The 21,285-nt window shown below is 43.8% G+C and carries 16 protein-coding genes; 7 read left to right on the forward strand and 9 right to left on the reverse strand.

Going from position 1 to position 21,285, the window contains the following annotated elements:
• Window positions 1-13: 13 nt before the first annotated feature.
• The 4 genes from trhP to nagB-II all read right to left on the reverse strand — a co-directional run bounded on the left by trhP (window position 14) and on the right by nagB-II (window position 5,197).
• Window positions 14-1,420, reverse strand: coding sequence for a prephenate-dependent tRNA uridine(34) hydroxylase TrhP (gene trhP, locus D6V41_RS11210; RefSeq protein ID WP_136251618.1), 1,407 nt, complete (start codon window positions 1,418-1,420; stop codon window positions 14-16).
• A 117-nt stretch (window positions 1,421-1,537) separates the two neighbouring features.
• The gene (locus D6V41_RS11215) at window positions 1,538-2,830 is read right to left on the reverse strand and encodes a sugar MFS transporter (protein ID WP_241664533.1); all 1,293 of its coding nucleotides are present in this window, start codon (window positions 2,828-2,830) and stop codon (window positions 1,538-1,540) included.
• Between the two features lie 95 nt (window positions 2,831-2,925).
• Window positions 2,926-4,095 carry an N-acetylglucosamine-6-phosphate deacetylase gene (gene nagA / locus D6V41_RS11220; RefSeq protein WP_136251620.1) on the reverse strand — a complete coding sequence of 390 codons (1,170 nt, stop codon included), beginning with the start codon at window positions 4,093-4,095 and terminating at the stop codon, window positions 2,926-2,928.
• Window positions 4,096-4,198: 103 nt separating this feature from the next.
• Window positions 4,199-5,197, reverse strand: coding sequence for a glucosamine-6-phosphate deaminase NagB-II (nagB-II, locus tag D6V41_RS11225; protein ID WP_136251621.1), 999 nt, complete (start codon window positions 5,195-5,197; stop codon window positions 4,199-4,201).
• Window positions 5,198-5,359: 162 nt separating this feature from the next.
• On the opposite strand from nagB-II, the gene D6V41_RS11230 reads away from it, so the two are divergent.
• The 3 genes from D6V41_RS11230 (at window position 5,360) to smrA (ending at window position 7,892) form a co-directional block, all read left to right on the forward strand.
• Window positions 5,360-6,244, forward strand: a complete 885-nt coding sequence (locus tag D6V41_RS11230) for a hypothetical protein (protein WP_136251622.1) — start codon at window positions 5,360-5,362, stop codon at window positions 6,242-6,244.
• 235 nt (window positions 6,245-6,479) lie between these two features.
• Complete coding sequence (locus D6V41_RS11235) at window positions 6,480-7,142, forward strand: DUF1707 and DUF2154 domain-containing protein (protein WP_136251623.1); 663 nt, start codon at window positions 6,480-6,482, stop codon at window positions 7,140-7,142.
• A 165-nt stretch (window positions 7,143-7,307) separates the two neighbouring features.
• Window positions 7,308-7,892: a DNA endonuclease SmrA gene (gene smrA, locus D6V41_RS11240; RefSeq protein WP_136251624.1), complete on the forward strand. Its 585-nt coding sequence runs from the start codon at window positions 7,308-7,310 to the stop codon at window positions 7,890-7,892.
• A gap of 33 nt (window positions 7,893-7,925) precedes the next feature.
• On the opposite strand, the gene purL is transcribed toward smrA, so the two are convergent.
• A complete protein-coding gene (purL, locus tag D6V41_RS11245; RefSeq protein WP_136251625.1) occupies window positions 7,926-11,900 on the reverse strand; it encodes a phosphoribosylformylglycinamidine synthase in 3,975 nt (1,324 codons plus the stop codon).
• Between the two features lie 262 nt (window positions 11,901-12,162).
• Between purL and mltF the strand changes: the two genes are divergently transcribed.
• Both mltF and D6V41_RS18470 read left to right on the forward strand, forming a co-directional pair.
• Window positions 12,163-13,740, forward strand: a complete 1,578-nt coding sequence (gene mltF / locus D6V41_RS11250; RefSeq protein WP_241664523.1) for a membrane-bound lytic murein transglycosylase MltF — start codon at window positions 12,163-12,165, stop codon at window positions 13,738-13,740.
• Between the two features lie 477 nt (window positions 13,741-14,217).
• On the forward strand, window positions 14,218-14,352 hold the full coding sequence (locus D6V41_RS18470; RefSeq protein WP_277750973.1) for a hypothetical protein: 135 nt from the start codon (window positions 14,218-14,220) through the stop codon (window positions 14,350-14,352).
• Window positions 14,353-14,399: 47 nt separating this feature from the next.
• On the opposite strand, the gene tadA is transcribed toward D6V41_RS18470, so the two are convergent.
• Window positions 14,400-14,882: a tRNA adenosine(34) deaminase TadA gene (gene tadA, locus D6V41_RS11255; RefSeq protein WP_136251626.1), complete on the reverse strand. Its 483-nt coding sequence runs from the start codon at window positions 14,880-14,882 to the stop codon at window positions 14,400-14,402.
• A gap of 335 nt (window positions 14,883-15,217) precedes the next feature.
• Here tadA and D6V41_RS11260 point away from each other — a divergent pair, with 335 nt between their 5' ends.
• The gene (locus tag D6V41_RS11260; protein WP_136251627.1) at window positions 15,218-15,451 is read left to right on the forward strand and encodes a hypothetical protein; all 234 of its coding nucleotides are present in this window, start codon (window positions 15,218-15,220) and stop codon (window positions 15,449-15,451) included.
• A gap of 35 nt (window positions 15,452-15,486) precedes the next feature.
• Here the strand turns inward: D6V41_RS11260 and D6V41_RS11265 are convergent, their stop codons facing one another.
• A complete protein-coding gene (locus D6V41_RS11265) occupies window positions 15,487-17,457 on the reverse strand; it encodes a monovalent cation:proton antiporter family protein (protein WP_136251628.1) in 1,971 nt (656 codons plus the stop codon).
• Window positions 17,458-17,585: 128 nt separating this feature from the next.
• Here D6V41_RS11265 and D6V41_RS11270 point away from each other — a divergent pair, with 128 nt between their 5' ends.
• Window positions 17,586-18,563, forward strand: coding sequence for a GGDEF domain-containing protein (locus D6V41_RS11270; RefSeq protein WP_241664524.1), 978 nt, complete (start codon window positions 17,586-17,588; stop codon window positions 18,561-18,563).
• A gap of 169 nt (window positions 18,564-18,732) precedes the next feature.
• Here D6V41_RS11270 and tilS read toward each other — a convergent pair whose 3' ends face one another.
• Entirely contained in the window at window positions 18,733-20,304 is a 1,572-nt protein-coding gene (gene tilS, locus D6V41_RS11275) for a tRNA lysidine(34) synthetase TilS (RefSeq protein ID WP_136251629.1), read from the reverse strand.
• Between the two features lie 3 nt (window positions 20,305-20,307).
• Window positions 20,308-21,264: an acetyl-CoA carboxylase carboxyl transferase subunit alpha gene (gene accA / locus D6V41_RS11280; RefSeq protein ID WP_136251630.1), complete on the reverse strand. Its 957-nt coding sequence runs from the start codon at window positions 21,262-21,264 to the stop codon at window positions 20,308-20,310.
• Window positions 21,265-21,285: the final 21 nt, after the last annotated feature.

Below are 21,285 nucleotides of genomic sequence, written 5' to 3' on the forward strand. Positions count from 1 at the left end.
TCGACTGCTTAACTCACCCTCTCGTTGTTTCAGCATCCTGCAGATTTCGCAAAAAAATGCCAAATTCACTGGCTGTAGCTATTTCTGGGAGTTTTAGTTTGACTATGTAACCAGATCCAGGTGCCATCCTAACTGACTCTTCTTGTTTATCGTACATCTCATGCAAGCGAAAAGTGCAATTCCCCTGTGGCGACATGTATTCTAACGAATCTCCAACACTAAAACGGTTTTTCACTTCAACTACAACATGCGAATCGTTTAATACTTCAATTACTTCACCCACCAGCTTTTGCTTGTCTGAAACAGAAGCGCCGGTTTCGTAATTTTGATACATATCGTGCGTATGTCTTCGCAAAAATCCTTCTGTGTAGCCTCGGTTTGCCAGTTTATCAAGCTCATACAGGTACTCGGGCGAAAAGGCGATACCTGCCTTAGCATCTTCAATCACCTGACGATAAACTTGTGCTGTCCGTGCACAATAGTAAAAGGATTTAGTGCGGCCCTCTATTTTAAGTGAATCAATGCCCATCTTACTTAATGCATGCACATGTTGAACCGCTCGTAAATCGCGCGAGTTCATAATATAGGTGCCATGTTCGTCTTCAAATGCTGGCATCGGATCATTCGGTCGCATTCTTTCTGTAATTAAATACGCATCTTTTGCACTAGCGCCAAGGCCCAGAGTCGGAGCAGTAGCCTTGGCTTTCGGCGCGCAGTGTGCACTATTGTTTTGCGCGCTATTGTTTTGAGCATTAGTAGTTTGATCATAATGATTTAGAGATATAAAGTTACCGGCATCATCTTGCTCGGCTTTTTGCGTATGATAACTCCATCGGCAGGCGTTGGTGCAGGAACCTTGGTTAGGATCGCGTTTATTCATATAGCCTGAAAGCAAACATCGCCCAGAATAAGCCATACACAAAGCACCGTGCACAAATACTTCAAGCTCGGTATCCGGGCACTGCTGGCGAATTTCTTCAATTTCAGCTAAACCAAGTTCGCGCGACAGTATTACGCGTTTTATGCCTTGCTTTGCCCAAAATTTTACGCTGGCATAATTAACAGCATTTGCCTGAACAGAGAGATGAATGCACTGCTGTGGAAAGGCGTCTTGCACCATCATTATCAAACCCGGATCAGACATGATCAAAGCATCAGGTTTTAAAGCGATTACGGGGGCCAAATCCTGTATGTAGGTTTTAAGTTTACTGTTGTGCGGCGCAATATTGCTCACAACATAAAACTGCTTTTGCTGCTGGTGTGCTTCGTGAATACCTATGGCAAGATTATCTAAGGTAAATTCATTATTGCGCACACGCAACGAGTATCGGGGTTGTCCGGCGTAAACTGCATCTGCGCCATAGGCGAATGCATAGCGCATGTTTTTTAAACTGCCAGCAGGCGATAGTAACTCAGGCATATTTTCTAGTTTTTCTGTACTGTAAAAAAGCGCAGAATAATAGCAGGCAACTTCGGCTTTTTATTTGACCAAGATCACTACATTTGAACCTTTGGATAAGTTATGGCTTGCGCAAGCTCAGCTTTTTAATTGATGCCCCTTCAGAGCATAAAACAAAATAAAGGCATAGCAAGGCACTAAAAGCCAATAAGCGCTTTGTGGTGTGAAGGCCTCCGATAACTTACCGTATACCACCGGCAGAATTGCGCCTCCTGAGATCCCCATGATTAGTAGCGCTGAGCCGCGCGCGGTGAGCTGGCCAAGCCCAGCAAGCGCAAGGGGCCAAACTGCCGGCCAAACCATCGCGTTGGCAAAACCCAATACCGCCAAAATAGCCACACTGTTTGGCACAACCGCAATACCTGACCATCCCCAAAGCGCAGACGCTAACGCTGTGCTTTGATTATCAGCAAATATCAAGGCTATAGACAAAACTAATCCTAAAATGGCTGATACGCTAAGTGCCTGCACTTGCGATATAACGCGCGGAATTAGGAGCAAACCCATTACATAGCCAATCATCATAAAAGCCATTGTGTAGGAGGTAAGTGAAGTGGCGTTTGCAACACCTAGTTGTGAGCCATATAAACCGATAGTATCCCCTGCAATAACCTCAACACCCACATAGAAAAATAATGCTACAACACCTAATAAAAGATGTGGGTATTGCCACAGCGTTTTCGCTGCTGCAGTTCCTGAAGATTCAGAAAGTAACGCAGTTGCATCTATTTGCTCTTCACCTTCCATCGTAAGCTCGGGCAATTTGGAAAAATGCAGTAAAATCGCCAGTACGAATAAAACCAAAGCCATGCCAACATAAGGCTGTATTAAAGCATTAGACAAAGCTTCAATTTTTTCTGCGCGCGCGGCTTCACTTAGCGTCGCCATAAATTGCGCGTTAACACCCTTAAAGTCTTTAAGCACTAATGCAGTAAATACAATCGGCGCTAAGAAGCCCGCAAATTTATTGAGTATGCCCATGATCGATATGCGCACAGCAGCGGTATTTTCTGGGCCAATTTTTACCACATAGGGGTTAGAAGCCGTTTGTAAAATGGTAAGTCCCGAACCCATTACAAACTGCGCAAGCAGAAACAAACTAAATTCACGCGTGCTTGCTGCCGGAATAAACAATAAGCAACCAAGGCCAATTAACACAAGGCCAAGCGACATCGCTTTTTTGTACCCAACTTTATCCAGCAAAAATGACATTGGTAGTGCCATTACCACATATGCTATGTAAAACGAAAACGCGACAAAAAGTGCCTGGCTCTCTGTTAATTCGCATACGATTTGTAAAAAAGGAATGAGCGCGCCATTTAACCAGGTAACAAACCCAAAAATAAAGAACAGTGCGCCTATGATGGTCATTGGCACTACTACTGAACCAGAGACTGAACCAGAGACTGAACCAGAGACTGAACCAGAACCTTTACTGGAAAACTTTGAGTCTGCTTGCTCAGTTTTCATTGCCTGTCCTTGAGATCTGGCTGAGGATTTGAGTCAAATACACATTCGCCAGCAATATAAGTTTGCTTAATGAGACAATCTTCGTCCATTAGAACAAAGTCAGCATCTGCCCCTTCGATTATCGAGCCTTTCGTGCTGTTAAGGCCTAAAAAATGTGCGGGCGTTGTAGACGCCATCTTTAATGCATGAGACAAATCGACGCCAACGGTTCGATAGGAATTTCTAACTGCGCTTGCCATATCTAATGCCGAACCGGCAAGCGTACCATTTTCCAGGATAAGTCGATTGCCATCTCGATGTATCTTCTCATTGTTAAACACAAGTTCGTTGTGCTTAGCACCTACATGGGACATTGCGTCTGTTACTAACATAACGCGCTGCGAACCTTTGGCTTTTATTGCCAACTGGCAGGCGTACTTATCAACATGCTCCAAATCTACAATTAATCCTGCGTAGGCATCGTCACGCAAAAGTGCGGCACCTACCATTCCAGCTGCGCGACTGTGTAGAGGTGACATGGCATTATAAAGGTGTGTAAAGCCAGTGGCGCCCGCATCTAACGCGTTCATAGCCTGTTCGACTTCTGCGTTTGAATGCCCTAGACATACCACTACGTTTTGTTCTGTAAGTTGTTTAATGACATCCAGGCTGACTTGCTCAGGCGCTAATGTCACACATACAATGCCTAGATCCTTTCTGAGAAAAAGCGCCATTTCAGCTTCAGAGATAGGCCTAATGGCTGATTCAGGGTGAATACCTTTTTTAGCTGAACACAAGTGTGGGCCTTCAAAGTGTATGCCGATTATGCCTGCAACACCATTATGAATTGCTTGTGCCGCAGCGTTTGCGGCTCTTTGCATAACGTCGATACTATCAGTAATGACGGTAGGCAACATTGCCGTGGTGCCAAACTGTTGATGAGCTTTACTCATTGTAATCAAGGTAGACAAGTCTGGCGTATTGTTGAACAAGACCCCACCGCCACCATTTACTTGCACATCTATAAAGCCCGGAGCCACAACATCTGCACTTTTATCGATGCTTTCATGATTTTGAACATGCGATACTGCATTTTCTATCGACTTTATTTTACCCTTTTCAACACTAAGCAAAACGTTCTGTTGCCAGTTTTCACCATCAAAAAGCTTTGTCGCAAGTATTTGCATATTGTTCTCTAATTTTCACAGACTATCTTAACTGCATTTAGCTGCGTTATTGTTAAGATCTATTGTTTAAATCTATATCTTACTTATTGCTTTTGCGCCACCACTACAAGGTTTTGGTCACTTTGTTGAGACCGGCAGGACTATCTGGATCAAAACCCATTTGAATAGCCAAATGCTCAATATCCAAGTAAAAACGTTGCATGGTAAGTAAAGGTAAAAGTCGATAATGCAATTCACAATTGCGTAAATGAATAGCGTGCGGCTTTAAGCCTCGCGAGCGCAAATCTGACAAGACTCCATTATGAGATTCAAAAGACTCATCCTCAACCGCTACGTCTAACACACACAATGGTTTGTTAGCCAATGCGACTGGCCCGTGCAAAAACTCTGCACTACTAAACGCTTCTGCGTGAATGCTGCATACTTCTTTAAGCTTGAGCGCTATTTCTTTGCTAATTGCAAAGCCAAATCCTCTGCCAAGCACAATGCAATGGCTTAAATTTTTGACGTGTTCCAGTCTTAGTTTGGCCTCTCCTTTTTGTGCCTGGAGCATGGCATTTGGGAGGGCCGCAAGCGCCTCGAGTAGCTTTTTATCTTCTTTCCAATATGCAATCAGTTGCAATGCAGCGCTTAAAGTTGCCAGATAGCTTTTTGTAGCAGCGACCGCTTTTTCACTTCCAGCGTGTAAGCAAATTTCGGCTGCAACGACTGCTGACAAGGGCGAATTAGGGGTATTGATTAAGCCGACAGTGAACGCGCCCGCCTCTTTTGCAGCTTTAGTCTGTTCAATAATATCTGGAGAAGCACCTGACTGTGAAATAACCAGTACCAATGCTCGCTTTAAATTTATGCGTTGTTTAAAAATGCTGAAAACAGAAGGTGCTGCTGAGGAAACAGCAATCCCCAGTTCTACCTCAATTAAATATTTAGCAAATACACCCGCATGGTCGGAAGAGCCGCGACCAATGATGTATACGAACTCCGGATCAAATGCGCAAATATCATTCGCTACGCGCCTGCATACGGTTGCATTACTTGTAAGTTGTTTAGCAATAACTTCCGGTGCAGATAGCGCCTCTGCTCGCATTAATGTATTGGCCATGATCCTCCCATTTTTGGTGTCTTTAGCGCATCGTTGTATGATTCTATTCATATTTCTATAACATAGCACGGCATTAATTGAGTAAACTACAAAAGACTGAGTAATTAACCTCAACTTGCGATACTCAATCAAGGCGCATTCTCTTAAGTTACAGGAATAAACATGTTTGATAGCTACATTGGCATTGACTGGTCTGGTGCAAAAAGCCCCTTGAAGTCCAACGCAATCGCAATGGCTAGCTGTGACAATATTATAGACTCCAAGCCTTGTTTCGATAGTAAAAAAAAATCCAGAAGCGATGTTTTTGCCGTTTTAAGAGACTACGCCAATGACAAAAAACGTACACTAGCAGGCATTGATTGCAACTTTGGCTATTGTATTGATGTTGGACACAAGCAGTTTGGTAAAAATGCCCATTTCAATACGCTATGGCAAACCGTTGATGCGCTTAATCACGGCCACGACAATTTTTTTGCAGGCGAATTTTGGACCCACCCTGAATATGGCCGCGCATTTTGGACGCAAGGTAAACAGCCAGAGTGGTTCGATTTGCATGCATTAAGACGACAAACCGAAATAAAGGCCCATCTGCAAGGATTAGGCACGCCCGAAAGTCCTTTCAAACTGATTGGCGCTAAACAGGTGGGCAAAGGTGGCTTGGCGGGCATGCGAATGATTGCTGAGTTAAAGCGTGAGTTTCCCAAAAAGGTGTGCGTCTGGCCCTTCGATATAGACCATTTTCACAGCGCTTCGCTAGTCATTACTGAGATTTATCCTCGATTATTCATCCGACACGCAGGTTTTGGAAATGAAAAAGTCAGAACTGAAGCTCAGCTAAATACCATTTTGCAGCATTTTGGCGTTGATTGCAGACAGACTTATAGCTCGGATGCGAGTGACTCAGGCATAAGCGATCATTTAAGTGATGCCATTATCGCTAGCGCTGGATTGAGGTGGTTTTGTCAAAACGAGCGAGTGCTAGATATTAACAAACTACCAGAACAAGCACTAAGATTTGAAGGTTGGATATTTGGGGTAAAGCCCTAGCGCGGCTCAGCCTAAAATGGGCATAAACACCTCACTTGTTTCCGGTTTACGCCAAGCAATAGCGGTTTTTACTAATATAATTAATCGAAGAATTATTTACTAATTGATTTTATTATATTTTATTTTTGGCATATGAGATGCTTATCAAATGCTATTACATGCTTAGACTAAGCGGTGTAAAAACGCCGTGCCACAAAAGCAAGCCTAATAAACGCTTCATAAAAAAGGAATAATAATGAAATCACAGGTTAAGTTAGAAGATAGACCCATCGAGCAAGTGCGTGAAGAAACCATTGATACGCTCATTTATAACTATAGCCATGCCGTTATTTCAGAAGAAGCGTTTGAACGCAGATTAGACATTGCCACCGAGTCTACTTCGCATGCAGAAATTGTTGATCAAGTAAGCGATTTATCGCCGCCAGAAGATGACACGATTGCGCAGCATAAAGCTCGTCAGTTTGATGTGCAATACGATACATCTGCTGAAAGCGATGACGAAACGCTCGTATCGGTGCTCTCAAGCAATACCAAAGGTGGTCATTGGGTCGTACCTAAAGAGATCACCTGTTACAGTATTTTAGGTTCTATTAAACTCGATTTTTCCAATGCGGTATTTTCATCACCTAACGTGACGATTAAAGTCGTATCTATATTAAGTGGCGACAAATTCTACGTTCCGGAAAGCGTAAACGTTACTTCTTCTGTTATCAATGTTCTAAGCGGGGTAAGCGACCACACAGCTTCGATGGCCGGAAAACAGGCGCCTAAAATAAAAATAGAAGGCGTTGCGCTACTTTCAGACATTTCCGTATCAGTAAAAAAGACCATGAAAGAAAAATTTGTTAGCTTTGCCAATCAAATGAAAGCGATGTTTTCAGATACGCAAGTGAAGTAAACACGAGCGATTGATGTAAGGACTCCCCTTAGCTTAAAGCGTGTTAGGCTTGATTGCGTCTGAATAATGAACGGCTAATTGAATTTTCTCGAAAAATGGCAACCAAATACTTACTATAGGGGTACAAAGCAGTAGCACCTTGATAATAAGTTTGTTGGAGGCAACATGAACGATGACGACATTCAGTCTTTTTTTGAAGAAATGCAGGATGTTAAGCCTCTAAGTACGCAGGAAAAGGCACAACTTAAACCCAATTCCCACGAAACGCTTGCTCAGCGCTTAAAGCGTGAGGCCTTAGAAAAGCAGATTGCGCTTGACGACAACGGTTTGAGCGTTGAGTACGTTAAACCCGTTGATCCGCACGATTATATTCAATATAAACAGAATGGCGTGCAGGAAGGTGTGTATAAAAACCTTCGATTAGGCAAATACAATATTGACTCCCGTCTCGTTTTAAAGCACCTGAGTTTTGAAGATGCCCGCTTGACTATATTTAACGACTTAAGTGCCTGTCATGAGCGGGGTATTCGTTGTGTACTTATCGATCATGGGATTGGCTTGAACAGTAAACCCTTTCCAGCCTTTATGAAAAGTTATGTGAACCAGTGGCTGAGAGAAATGGATATGGTTATTGCTTTTCATACTGCGCTTAAACAGCATGGCGGTTTAGGGGCAGTTTATGTTCTGCTGAAGAAACACCCAAATCAGAAGCTAATTAACCGAGAGCAACATCAGAAGCGGCACGCATAACGATTGTAAACGATGTGCCGCCCTCGTTTTCTGCTAGCCCACGTACTTACGGGCGTTTCTGAACATGCGCATCCATGGACTATCTTCTTGCCATGATTCAGGATGCCAGGAATTTGTAACCGTTCTAAATACACGCTCAGGATGCGGCATCATGATGGTTGCCCTGCCATCTTGAGAGCTTAAGCCAGTCAGTCCTAAAGGAGAGCCATTAGGATTTGCCGGGTATTGCTCAGTCATTTGCCCGTAATTGTCAACGTAACGCAATGCGACTTGGTTTTGTGACTGCAAGCGATGCAACTGAGCCTCATCAGAAAATTCCGCTCTTCCTTCACCGTGTGAAACGGCAATTGGCATACGCGAACCCTGCATGTCCTGTAAAAATATCGACGGTGAATCAAGTACTTCTACCATAGAAAACCGCGCTTCGAATCTTTCTGAACGATTCGTCACAAAGTGCGGCCACGCCTCTGCTCCCGGTATGAGTGACTTTAAGTTCGACATCATCTGACATCCATTACAGACACCAAGTGAAAACGTCGACTTTTTGTGGAAAAAGGCTTCAAACTGATCGCGAAGTAAAGCGTTATACAAGATGGACTTTGCCCAGCCCTCGCCCGCGCCTAACACATCACCATAGCTAAAGCCCCCGCAAGCAACTAATCCACTAAAATCCTCTAAGGTTTTACTACCGCTTGCCAAATCGCTCATGTGTACATCAATCGCATCAAAACCTGCGCGATGAAATGCAGCTGCCATTTCAACGTGAGAGTTCACGCCCTGCTCTCTTATTATCGCAAGCTTTGGTTTTACTCCACTGATAATATAAGGAGCCGCAACATCTTCATTTAAATCAAAGCTTAGATGTGCATGCAGGCCTGGATCTGCAAGATCTTGTTTTGCTTTATGTTCTTGCTCGGCACATTCGGGGTTATCACGCAATTGCTGCATGGCAAAGGTAGTAGTGGCCCAAAGTGTTCGATATGCCACTCTTGGCGTTTCTATAATGGTCTTACCATTTATCGAAATAGCAATTTTGTCTTCCTGATTCAAGCTAGCCACTTCAGTTAAACAGTCGGCTAAACCGGCTTTGTGCATGATCCCTTTAACTGATTCAAGGTGCGCATCACTCACTTGTATAACGGCACCTAACTCTTCGTTAAACAACAAGGCATTTGCCTGATCACTCACAAGCTTATCTTTATTCGAAGAGGCATCGGAAAAAGCAAAATGCGCTTTTGAGGCGAGTGTTGATAACTCGATATTGATACCTGTTTTTCCTGCAAAAGCCATCTCAAGCAGCGTTGTAAATAAACCACCGTCTGAGCGGTCGTGATACGCGTCTAGCAACTGTGCTTCGTTCATTTCTTGTACGGCATTGAAAAAAGCCAGCAAGTCTTCAGGCTGATCAACATCAGGCGCTTCACTTCCTACCTGTTCAAACACCTGTGCAAAACATGAGGCGCCTAATCGTGTTTTACCGCGAGAAATGTCTATAAGATAGAGCTTTGAATCTTTATTGGGCTTTACCTCTGGCGTGAGTGTTTTTCGCACGTCTTTAACCGCTGCAAAACCGGTTATTACAAGCGAAAGCGGCGCAGTTACGCTCTTATCTTCGCCGTTTTCCTGCCATGCCGTTTTCATCGACATACTGTCTTTTCCAACCGGGATAGCAATCCCAAGCGCAGGACAAAGCTCTTCACCAACGGCCTTTACGGCTTCGTATAAACCTGCGTCTTCACCGGGGTGCCCAGCCGCTACCATCCAATTTGCAGACAATTTGACACGTTTGATATCGCCGATATTACTTGCCGCAATATTGGTTAAGGTTTCAGCCACAGCTAATCGCGCTGAGGCGCCATAGTTAATTAAGGCAACCGGTGTGCGCTCTCCCATGGCCATAGATTCACCCGTATAGGCATCAAATGAAGAGGTTGTAACGGCAACATCAGCCACAGGAACTTGCCATGGCCCCACCATTTGATCTCGGGCGACCATGCCTGTCACACTGCGATCGCCAATGGTGATAAGAAAGGTTTTTTCTGCAATGGTAGGCAGTTGCAATAATCGCTCTGCCACTTCTGAAGTGTCGTAGCCTCGACCATCAAACGCATCGCCTTGAGACTGAGTGCTTACCACATCCCGATGCATTTTAGGCGGCTTACCAAGTAACACATCCAAGGGCATATCAATGGGCTTATTGCCAAACAATTTATCTGAAAGGGTTAAATGCTGCTCGCGGATCGCCTCTCCAACAACAGCAAAGGGTGCTCGTTCGCGAGCGCATATTTTTTCGAACAAAGGCATATTTTCAGGCGCAACAGATAGCACATATCGTTCTTGTGATTCATTACACCAAATCTCAAGCGGTGACATTCCCGGCTCATCGCAGTGTATATTACGAATCTCAAACACACCGCCTCGACCACCATCACTAACAAGTTCCGGAAAGGCGTTAGATAAACCACCGGCGCCAACGTCATGAATAAATTGAATCGGGTTGGCTTCGCCTAGTTGCCAGCAGCGGTCAATCACTTCCTGACAACGACGCTCCATTTCGGGGTTATCGCGTTGTACTGACGCAAAATCCAAATCTGCACTGCTTTGACCAGAGGCAACCGATGAGGCCGCACCACCGCCTAAACCGATGTTCATAGCCGGGCCACCAAGTGCAATTAATTTTGCACCAACGGTGATTTCCCCTTTTTCAATATGCTCTCGCTTAATGTTTCCTAAGCCACCGGCGAGCATAATGGGTTTATGATAGCCTCGTACTTCCATACCATTAAAACTATTCACTGTTTGTTCGTAGGTTCTGAAGTAGCCCAGTATATTCGGACGTCCAAACTCATTATTAAACGCTGCACCGCCTAATGGGCCGTCAATCATAATGTCCAACGCGCTGACAATACGTTCAGGTTTTCCATAAGGCTTTTCCCAGGCTTGGGTCTGCTCAGGCAAGTGCAAATTAGACACACTAAAACCGACTAACCCCGCTTTGGGCTTAGACCCTCTTCCGGTTGCGCCTTCATCTCTAATTTCGCCACCTGAACCGGTTGCAGCACCTGGAAAGGGTGAGATTGCAGTGGGATGATTATGGGTTTCCACTTTCATTAGAATGTCGATAGCTTCGTGATGATAAGTGTACTGATGCGTTTCAGGCTCGGCATAAAAACGGCCAGCTTCCCAGCCCTGCATCACCGCTGCATTGTCTTTATAGGCTGAAAAGACGTATTCCGGTGTGTGCTCAAAGGTATTTTTAATCATTTTGAATAATGATTTAGGCTGAACTTCACCGTCTATCGTCCAGTCAGCGTTAAATATTTTATGTCGGCAATGCTCTGAATTGGCCTGCGCAAACATGTAAAGCTCGATATCGTTAGGATTGCGATTGAGCTTTAAAAAGTTTTCCACTAAATAATCAATTTCATCGTCAGCGAGTGCTAAACCCAAGTCGCTATTAGCTGCTTCAAGTGCTGCTTTCCCTTGCGTGAGTACATCAACTTGTTTGAATGCTTTAGGTGACGCCTTTGTGAAACACACCCCGGCGTCTTCGACTTTATGCAAAATTGCCTGAGTCATGCGATCATGCACCAATGGCGCGATGGCTTTCATTGCGGTGTCGTTGCATTTTATGTGCGTATCTTCACTGGAAAGTAACTGATAGGCAACGCCACGCTCGACTCGGGTAATGCAGCTTATCCCGCAATTGTGAATAATATTGGTCGCTTTGCTTGACCAAGGTGAAATGGTGCCAACTCGCGGCACAACAACAAAGTCCGTTTTAAACTGGGCAGCGTGCTCATATTTCTCATCTTTTGGACCATAAGTGAGTAGCTTTTTAAGCGTTTGATGCTGCTGTTCATCAAGTGATGCACCCTCTGCTAATTCTACAAAATGCACAAACCTTGCATGGACATGTTTGGCATTTACACCGTGCTGTTTAAGTTGATTAAGCAATTTTTGCTGATTAAATGCAGAAAGCGCCGAAGAGCCGAACAAAGTGAGCATATGCAGGTCCATTAATTACGAGGATGTAGACGTACCAGAAGCCAGTACAAAAATTTGCGGGAATTATAAAGGAAAGCAGATAGATTGATAAGGTTAAAAGCATATTCGAGCTTTATTTTTTTGACTGGTTTTGTTGAATGTGAGCCAGCTTGGCTTTGTTTTTTACACCAATTTAAGACATTGCCCAACATTTTCTAGATTAATTTGCCGGTTTTGTTCACAATGCATTTACGAAAATTTAGAACTTATGATTCGAGCGCGATTGATTATTAAGCAACTACCTATCCAACCAAAGCAAGGGCCAGATAGCATGTCCAAGGCATGGTGGCCTCACCTAAGATGGCTGGCTAAAATTAGCTTCATCGCTCTGCTTAGCGCCTCATTGCTAAGCTGTACCCCCTATAAAAATGACTCTACATTAGGGCGAATACTTGATGAAGGCGTGTTAAAGGTCGGCTCGGTGTACGGCCGCACGACCTATTATTATGGTGCGACATCCGCCGAAGGCTTTGAATATGAACTGGCACAAGGGTTTGCTGATTATCTTGGTGTGAAGCTTGAGGTCTATCCGTATTACGATTTTAGAGAAGTAGTGGCACAACTTGACGAGAAAAGACTGGATCTCATTGCTGCCAACATAACAATGACTGAGCGGCGAAAGCAAAAGTATAAATTTGGTCCTGCCTATCAGAGTTTGAATTTTGAGCTTGTATACAAGAAAGGGGAAAACCGCCCTCGCAACATTGAACAGCTTGAAGGGAATCTGACAATTATTGCAAATGATTTATATCGCGAACCCTTGGTAGATGCCATTCCGGATACGGTTGAACTTTCGTGGAATGAAACCGACGAAAAAGATATTGAAGAGCTGCTGGAAATGGTCTCAAATGATGAATTGGACTACACCATTTCAGACTCAAATATCCTTGCGGTGGCTCGTCGCCGCTTTCCAAATCTAGGCATTGGCTTTTCTGTCACCGACACGCTGCAAATCGCTTGGTTGATGAACAAACAAACAGATGATTCCTTGCGCGCAGCGCTACTTGAGTATTTTGGTTTGATGCAAAGTAGCGGGCAGTTGGCCGTTCTTGAAGACAAGTATTTTGGCCATGTACGCAAATTCGATTTTGTGGATACGCGGGCCTTTATGCGCGCTGTAGAAAGTGTACTGCCCGAGTATAAACCGATGTTTGAAGCGCATGCAGGCGAATTAGACTGGCGTCTTTTGGCTGCGATGGCGTATCAGGAAAGTCACTGGGATCCAAAAGCGCGCTCGCCAACTGGCGTTCGGGGGATGATGATGTTAACGCGTGCCACAGCCAGTGATTTAGGCGTAAACAAGCGTACTGATGCAGAGCAGAGTATCAGCGGTGGTGCTCGTTATTTTGCTTCACTTTTGCGACGCATTCCTGCTCGCATTCAATCACCAGACAGGATCTGGATGGCGATGGCAGCTTATAATGTGGGTTTAGGGCACTTGGAAGACGCCAGGCGGATAACTGAATCGCAAGGTTATAATCCTGATCTTTGGATAGATGTTAAAAAACACCTTCCATTACTCAGGCAAAAACGTTTTTATCAAAATACTCGCTACGGTTATGCCAGAGGAGATGAGGCAGTGAGCTATGTTGATAATATCAGGCGCTATTACGATTCCTTAATTTGGCTGGAACAACAGGAAAGTTTGCCTGCTATCCCTGACGATATTCCAGAAGACGATGAATCCAACGACATAATATTGACAGAAGATGACATTGAGATGATAGATGAAGCGCCAGAGGCGCAAGCTTCTCCGGAAGATGATCCTCCTCAAACCGAAAACCCTCAAAACGAAGACTAAGTGGGCGATTATCTATTAAGCAGCACGCGCAAAAAGACTGGGCTTGCGCATTGAGCAACTGTCATGTATGGTTGACGGGCTTTAAGCAAAATCGATAAAACATCAAGGGCTTAAGCCGCAAGTTTCGTAAACCCATCCTTGAAATCTGTCATATAAATACCATCTCTCTTTCATATGCCGGTAATAAAACTGGTGCATAACTTGCTTTAAATAAATGTGATAAAAGCAATGAACGTGATAAACGTGGCATTAGTGGCATAAAAAGCGTAAAGCTTTCAAAGCAACGGAGATTTGGAATTGTCACTTAAGTAAGCAAGTTTTAGGTCGATAGCATAAGAGAATAGTGTGCTTTGCTTAATAAACAGGCAGTTGCACATTCAAGTGAGAACTATTGAGAGACATCAGTAGTCATAAAACAAACGATTTTCATCATTACGCAATAAGTGAGGGTGAAACAAAATGAGAAGAAAAAATACAATGAAAAGACAACGAACCATGAAAAGTAACAACCAGCGACGCAACATGCTGAAAAAACTACACCAGCGCGTACTATTCAGACGTAAGCAGTTTGCAATGGTAGAGATGCAAGAAGACTTCCGGGAGGCCTGCTAAGTCCCTCCCGCCTTATTTCTCAGCTTGTCATCTGTATGCAATTAGTTTCAAACGCCCTTTTTTAAGGCCTTCTTTTGAGCCCTTCTAAACGCGAAAAACTCAGATAGTAGCCTTGAACATTCTTGCTCCAATACACCTTTAGTCACCTCTAACTGATGATTCAAACGTGCGTCTTGAACGATATTGCTAATGCTTCCGCATGCGCCGGTTTTGGTATCGCTAGCGCCGAATACTAAACGTCCGACTCTGCTATGAACCAATAAACCTGCACACATTGAGCAAGGCTCCAAGGTTACGTACAAAGTAGTATCAACCAAGCGGTAGTTACCTATCCGTTTTGCCCCTTGTCGTATTGCTATCATTTCTGCGTGCGCTGATGGGTCAAGATGACTAATGCTTTGGTTAAAACCATGGCCAATGACATTACCATTTAGGGTGAGAACCGCACCTACCGGAATTTCGCCCTCATCTGCGGCTAATTTGGCTTGTTTGATTGCCAATTGCATCATGGCAATATCGGTATCCTGCATGTGGCCCTCATAATTTGGTTATCAGTTGAACTAATGTAACATAAACGGCGAGTTTGACTAAACTTTGGTGTAATTCGTCATCCAATTATAGAAATAAAAAATTAACCAAGCTTATTATTCAATGTTTTCAATAACTTAATTTTTGGCAATGCATTTGCTAAATACATTTTCTAAAAGTAATGAAACACTCGCGTTCTTATGCGAATAAGAAACACATTATAAATGCTTTGCAAGCTTGAGATTTAAGCAATTATGACAAGTGGCATATAGCTCTTTGATTCCATGTTTGATTAAATAGAGACAGCGCAAACGCATCATAGTCTGAGGGAGACACTATGAATTTAACCGCCATCATCATTATTGCTATTCTTGCCTCTATGGTTGTTAGTATTGTAAAAACGGTAAAACGCAACAATCAGGTGAAGTTTACAGACAGCAAATTTAAAGAGTATGAGACTCAGGTAGAACAAAAACTGTCGGCGATGCAACAGCGTATCGAAGTGCTCGAAAAAATTGTCACTGACGAAAAATACAATCTAAACAAAGAGTTTGAAAATTTAAAGAAATAAAATGTTGAGAAGGTCTTTGTGCAATCAGCAAGGGCCTAGCCTCCATCCAGCAAAAATTTTTCAATGCGTTCAACGCGACGCGGTTTTCCTGAAATCACCAGTACATCGTTTGCCGCCAGCCTAAAGCTTGGGTCTGGCGAACTTATTTCCTGTCTGTCGCGCCTTACAGCAGAAATGCTGACTTTTCGTCGCAAAATGTCCAGTTCTTCAATGGTTTTGCCAACACCGTAAGCAGATTCCGTGATAACAACCGCGTGCATAAATTCAAGCTTATCTTTCGTGTCATAGCTAATTTCAGTTGTCTCCCCGGGAAAGAATCCATGCATATGCACATAGCCTTTTTTGCGCTCCAAACGAATACGCTTTAAAATGCGCGACATCGGTACACCAGAGTAATGCAACACCTGAGAAATCAGCATTAAACTGCCCTCTTGCATTTCAGGCACAACTTGCAACGCTCCTGCTTTGTATAAGTCGTCCATTTTATAATCTTTGCGTGTGCGCACAATGACTTGAACGTCATCTTTTATTGATTTAAGCGTGTTTATTACCTTGATTGATTTTTCATGGTTATCAAAGGTAATGATCACAAGCTTAGCTTGGGTCACTCTCGCATTTTCCAAAATGGATTTGTGCGCAACATCCCCATATAAAATTCGTTCACCGGCAGCGCGGCTTTCTTGTACACGAATAGGGTCAATGTCAACAACCACATAGGCGAGTGCTTCAAGCTTAAGCATTTTGGCAATGGATTGCCCTACACGTCCATAACCTAAAATAACGACATCAGGAGGCGGCAAGGCGGCATGTGTGAGCTCGCTATCTGGTAGCATATCGGGCTCAGGTGATTTAGCCAATTTGGCAGCTATGATGCCGCTTTTGTTTATTAAATACGGTGTAATTGCCATACTCAGTACGCCAACACAAATAATAAATGATGAAGTGGCATCATCAATAATTTGGTTATCAACCGCCAATGCTGCGATAACAAAAGTAAACTCGCCCATTTGAGAGAGCTTTAAGCCTGCGGCCCATGCATCCTGTGCATCCGTGCCGTAAATCAATGCTGCGATCCTTACCATAATTACTTTGATGACTACCAGAATTAGCAGCCCTAACAAGATCCAATGCGGCATTGCCAACATAATATTAATATCCAGTTGCATACCAACCGTGATAAAAAAGAGCCCCATCAAAATATCGCGAAATGGACGAATGTCCGCCTCTAACTGATGGCGATATTGAGACTCACTTAGCATCATACCCGCCAAAAATGCCCCTAACGCCATCGACAAACCAAAGGCAAAGGTGGCGCCAGCAGCAAGCAGTGCGATGACCAAGGTACATAGTACAAACAGCTCGTCTGTCCGGGTTTTGGCTATTTCGTTAAATACGCGTGGAAGCAGATACTTGCCTGCCGCTAAAAGCAGGGTTACAACAACAATTCCTTTTAGGAGTGCAAAAAGCATTGCCATCGCGATACTTTGCTCGTCTGCATTTGCCAACAAAGGGATCACGATCAAAAGCGGTACTACGGCAATATCCTGAAAAAGTAAAATACTCACCGCAAGCTGTGAGCGCTTAGTATTCAACCTGCCTTGCTCATCGATTGTTTTAATCACTATAGCGGTAGATGAGAGAGCAAGCATGGCGCCAATGATGATAGAAGTGGTTAGATCTTGCCCAATAATCATGGCAAGTGCGGCAAAAACAGCGCTTGTAAGCAACATTTGTCCGGCACCAACGCCAAAAACCAGACGCCGCATCGCTAAAAGTTTGGCGAGAGAGAATTCGAGGCCCAGGGTAAAAAGCAAAAAAACGATGCCTATTTCTGCTGCCAGATACATCGCATGACTGTCTTCAAAAAGATTAAGTACTTGGGGACCAGCGACTAAGCCCGCTACCAAATATGCCAGTATTGGCGGGAGATTCAGGCGTTTGAACTGCCAAACAAAAAAGGCGGCCATCAACATCAGAAATATAATACTAAGAAAACTCTGATCCAAGGCTTATCCCCTCATTTTGATAAAAGGAATCTGTTTAGGCATAGTCTTTGCTTTATCCGAAATAATTCCAAGAATACTACGTTTAATAGTAGACAAGATTGAAGCTTAACACACGTTCGGAGTGAAAGATGGATATGAGTACCATGAATGAGCATCTACCTCATGAGAATTTAACTCAAGAGGCCAAGACTCAAAGTACTATGACTCAAAATACCGTGACTCAAAATACCACTAACGGTAACGTTCATTTTATGGATGACGAGTCGGATATGTCAGTGCTTACCGTATCAGAGTCTGCGCACATCATGCGAGCGATGCTGTCATCCATCGATTTAGAAGAGCTGATTAACGATTATTTCATTATTTTATCAGACAAACTTCCCTGCACCTCACTGAAGTTGAGTTTTGCAGACCAAGTATTGCGCACAGGCAAATCGAAGTCTCGCTCTCGCATTATGAAGATTTCTATCTACTACGGTCACCCTTTCGGTACGCCACAGCATGCCCAACTTGCTTATTCATTTTCAAAAGTGTTAACGCCCGTTCAGCGCAAACTCTTATCGGAAATCCACAGCATCTTTGCGATGAGCTTGCGTCATGCTTTGGAGTACTACCGTATTAGTCAACTTGCTACCAAAGACGTCCTAACAGGTTTGGGCAATCGGAACAGTTTTAACGAAAGTGTCAAAAAACTGATAAGTATCAGCAAACGAAACGACGATACTTTTGGCCTGTTGGTATTTGATTTGGACAATTTTAAAAGCGTCAATGATAAATTTGGTCACCACGAAGGAGACCAGGTTTTAATCGCTTTCGCAGATATATTGCGTCATTGTTTGCGTGATTCGGACCATGCTTTTCGTTTTGGTGGTGATGAATTTTGCTGTGTACTCATTGACAGTAACGCAAAAGCGAATGAAATGGTCGCCAAGCGCATTACCAATGCCATAAACAAACACCCACTATTTATCGAACATGGCGTTTCAAGCAGCGTTGGCGCAACGTCGTTTATTGCTACCGATACAGCAGAAAGTATTTTCGAACGAGCTGATTCTGCGCTTTACAAAGCAAAAGGAAACGGAAAGAACCACATTATTGCCGCTTAATCTTTACAGCACTCTCCCGTAGTCTGTTTAGTCTATTGCCCACATCCGCTATTGTGTTTGTGGGCTTTTTTATTCGACTTACTCAATACCTTGATCAGAAGCTTGTCCGGAAGCTAAATGAAAAGCTTGATGCATAGCCTGTTGTATAAGGCTGCTTAGTCTGAAAAAGTTAAGTTGAATGATAAACAATAATGAGATGTTCAGTTTGGTCATCCGCATTATCTGTATCATTGGAGTGATCACTGGCAGGCACAGCTAAACGTTCGCCGAAGGCCAGCACATGCTTACTTTCAATAGAATCGGCGGCTTCCACTTTATACGTAATGATAGGAATTTGATTGCGTTCCCAGGGAGGAATTTTCCACTGCTGGCAATATTTTTTCAGGCTTCGTGTAGGTCGCTTTACTTCAAGCTTTGCGCTTAAGCTCATTATCCCAAAGTCCATAGAAACCAAGCGTTTATTCTCAATGCCTTGAGGCTTAAGGAAATGAAACACTTGATAAGGTGTTTGCCCGTTTGTTGAAGGGGGAATAATTGCATCGAGTGAAGCTTTGAGTTCATTCAATGTTTGCTGATTATCAGTGATATAAAGCTCATAGGTATATCGTTGATGCTTCAATGTTGCTCGAAGGTATTTTTGATGACGCTTGAAACTTGCCTTAACGCTTTTTGGTGTTACCTGATTAAACGTCCTTTGTGCAGTATTTTTATGACCACTTTCTAAGAAGTAAAGCTTACCATTGAAGCGACGGACCACTTGTCTCTGCCAGCTGCATTCACTTTGCGCATCGTCACTTGCGCAAGCCTGCTTAAGGATTTCGTTTACTATCTCTGTACTCGGCATATCTGCTTGGTGGCTATCAAGCCAATGGCGTAGCAGAAGGATTTGCGTATTCACTGAGAGCTTAAGTAAAGGTTTAAGTAATAAACACCCATCGTCAGTAAAGGCGTCCCTGGCGAGCATGTTCATATATTCATTAAGCGCATCCTGCTCAGATGCACAGTGCTTAGCGCTACGACTGATGGTTTGGTTGATACTCGGCCAACGGGATTTAAGAAGCGGCATCACTTGAGCACGCAAAAAATTACGGTCAAAGCGTTCATCATGGTTAGATTCATCTTCTACCCAATTTAGAGAATGCTTTTGCGCATAAGCATGCAGTTGCTCGCGGCTAAAGTTAAGCAAGGGGCGGGCAATCTTTAATCCATACGCGTTTGTATTGCTTTTAGCCATCGCGCTCAATCCTTTCGGGCCTGCGCCGCGAGCCAGCTGAAGCAAAAAGGTTTCTGCCTGATCGTCCTGATGATGCCCTAATAGCATTAAAGCATCATTATCTACTTCGTCCACAAATGCCTTGTAGCGAGCATCTCTTGCCTGTGCTTCCAGACTTTGACGCTTCTCATAGTTGAGATTAACCTTTAGTACCTTGCATGGAATAGAGAGCGCAGTACAAAGTGATTCAACATGCGTAGCCCATTGGTCAGCAAACGGACTTAAACCATGATGAACGTGAATGGCTGATAATGTTTTGTGTTTGAATGAGTCGTTGTCAGTGTTTGTACTGCCAATAAAAGCGCTTTTGTCGAGCTCTTGATTAAGCAAACGCCAAGATAGATGAAGGAGTACGGTAGAATCAAGGCCTCCACTGAGGCCTACAACAAATTGCGCTTGTTCGGATTGCTTAAAGCAATCTGCAAGCGCATCAATTAAAGCCTGGTCGCTATCCTTTGTGTTTGCCACACGCTAGCAATATCCAAATGACATAAGTCGCTCGTAGCGCTCTTGCAGTAGTGTTTCGGTCGACAAACTTGATAGTTGGGAAAGCTGCTGCTTAATGGTCGCCTTTAAATTAGCTGCCATGGTTTTATAGTCTCGATGCGCGCCTCCAAGTGGCTCATCAATAATGGTATTTATCAGGCCAAGATCTTTAATCTGAGGAGCGGTTACGCCCATTGCTTCAGCTGCGATAGGCGCTTTCTCAGCGCTTTTCCATAAGATTGAGGCGCATCCTTCAGGAGAGATAACCGAATAGGTAGAGTATTGCAGCATATTAACGCGGTCGCCTACACCAATTGCCAGAGCGCCACCTGAGCCACCTTCACCAATTACCGTACAAATTGTGGGTACTTTAAGTTCAGCCATCACTTTCAAATTCATCGCGATCGCTTCACTTTGCCCGCGCTCTTCAGCGCCTACGCCGGGATAGGCACCCGGTGTATCAATAAAGGTTAAAATAGGTAAATTAAACTTCTCTGCCATACGCATTAAGCGCAGCGCTTTACGATAGCCCTCGGGCTTTGGCATGCCAAAATTACGCTTAATTTTTTCGTGGGTATCCCGACCTTTTTGATGCCCAATAACCATCACAGGTCTATCGTCTAAACGCGCCAGGCCACCAATAATTGCTTTATCATCAGCGAATGCACGGTCACCCGCTAATTCATCAAAATCACTCAGCATATTGTCGATGTAATCTTGGGTATAGGGACGCATTGGATGACGCGCCACTTGGGAAATTTGCCAAGCGCCAAGACCTGAAAAAATTTTGCGGGTGAGTTCTTGGCTTTTTTCACGCAGGCGAGCGATTTCTTCTTCAATGCCAACGTCAAATTCACCACCTTGATTGACCAGCCTGAGTTCTTCAATTTTAGCTTCTAGCTCAGCGATTGGCTGTTCAAATTCTAGAAAGTGTGACCCCATTAAATAATCCTGTTTCTTCTT

The organism is Ningiella ruwaisensis (assembly GCF_004798935.1).
Lineage (GTDB): Bacteria > Pseudomonadota > Gammaproteobacteria > Enterobacterales > Alteromonadaceae > Glaciecola > Glaciecola ruwaisensis.

What these genes read in the sequence shown, in the direction of transcription:
- trhP (WP_136251618.1), bottom strand. Translation starts at nt 1,420, where the DNA reads ATGCCTGAGTTACTATCGCCTGCTGGCAGTTTAAAAAACATGCGCTAT.
- D6V41_RS11215 (WP_241664533.1), bottom strand. Translation starts at nt 2,830, where the DNA reads ATGACCATCATAGGCGCACTGTTCTTTATTTTTGGGTTTGTTACCTGG.
- nagA (WP_136251620.1), bottom strand. Translation starts at nt 4,095, where the DNA reads ATGCAAATACTTGCGACAAAGCTTTTTGATGGTGAAAACTGGCAACAG.
- nagB-II (WP_136251621.1), bottom strand. Translation starts at nt 5,197, where the DNA reads ATGGCCAATACATTAATGCGAGCAGAGGCGCTATCTGCACCGGAAGTT.
- D6V41_RS11230 (WP_136251622.1), top strand. Translation starts at nt 5,360, where the DNA reads ATGTTTGATAGCTACATTGGCATTGACTGGTCTGGTGCAAAAAGCCCC.
- D6V41_RS11235 (WP_136251623.1), top strand. Translation starts at nt 6,480, where the DNA reads ATGAAATCACAGGTTAAGTTAGAAGATAGACCCATCGAGCAAGTGCGT.
- smrA (WP_136251624.1), top strand. Translation starts at nt 7,308, where the DNA reads ATGAACGATGACGACATTCAGTCTTTTTTTGAAGAAATGCAGGATGTT.
- purL (WP_136251625.1), bottom strand. Translation starts at nt 11,900, where the DNA reads ATGCTCACTTTGTTCGGCTCTTCGGCGCTTTCTGCATTTAATCAGCAA.
- D6V41_RS18470 (WP_277750973.1), top strand. Translation starts at nt 14,218, where the DNA reads ATGAAAAGACAACGAACCATGAAAAGTAACAACCAGCGACGCAACATG.
- tadA (WP_136251626.1), bottom strand. Translation starts at nt 14,882, where the DNA reads ATGCAGGATACCGATATTGCCATGATGCAATTGGCAATCAAACAAGCC.
- D6V41_RS11260 (WP_136251627.1), top strand. Translation starts at nt 15,218, where the DNA reads ATGAATTTAACCGCCATCATCATTATTGCTATTCTTGCCTCTATGGTT.
- D6V41_RS11270 (WP_241664524.1), top strand. Translation starts at nt 17,586, where the DNA reads ATGGATATGAGTACCATGAATGAGCATCTACCTCATGAGAATTTAACT.
- accA (WP_136251630.1), bottom strand. Translation starts at nt 21,264, where the DNA reads ATGGGGTCACACTTTCTAGAATTTGAACAGCCAATCGCTGAGCTAGAA.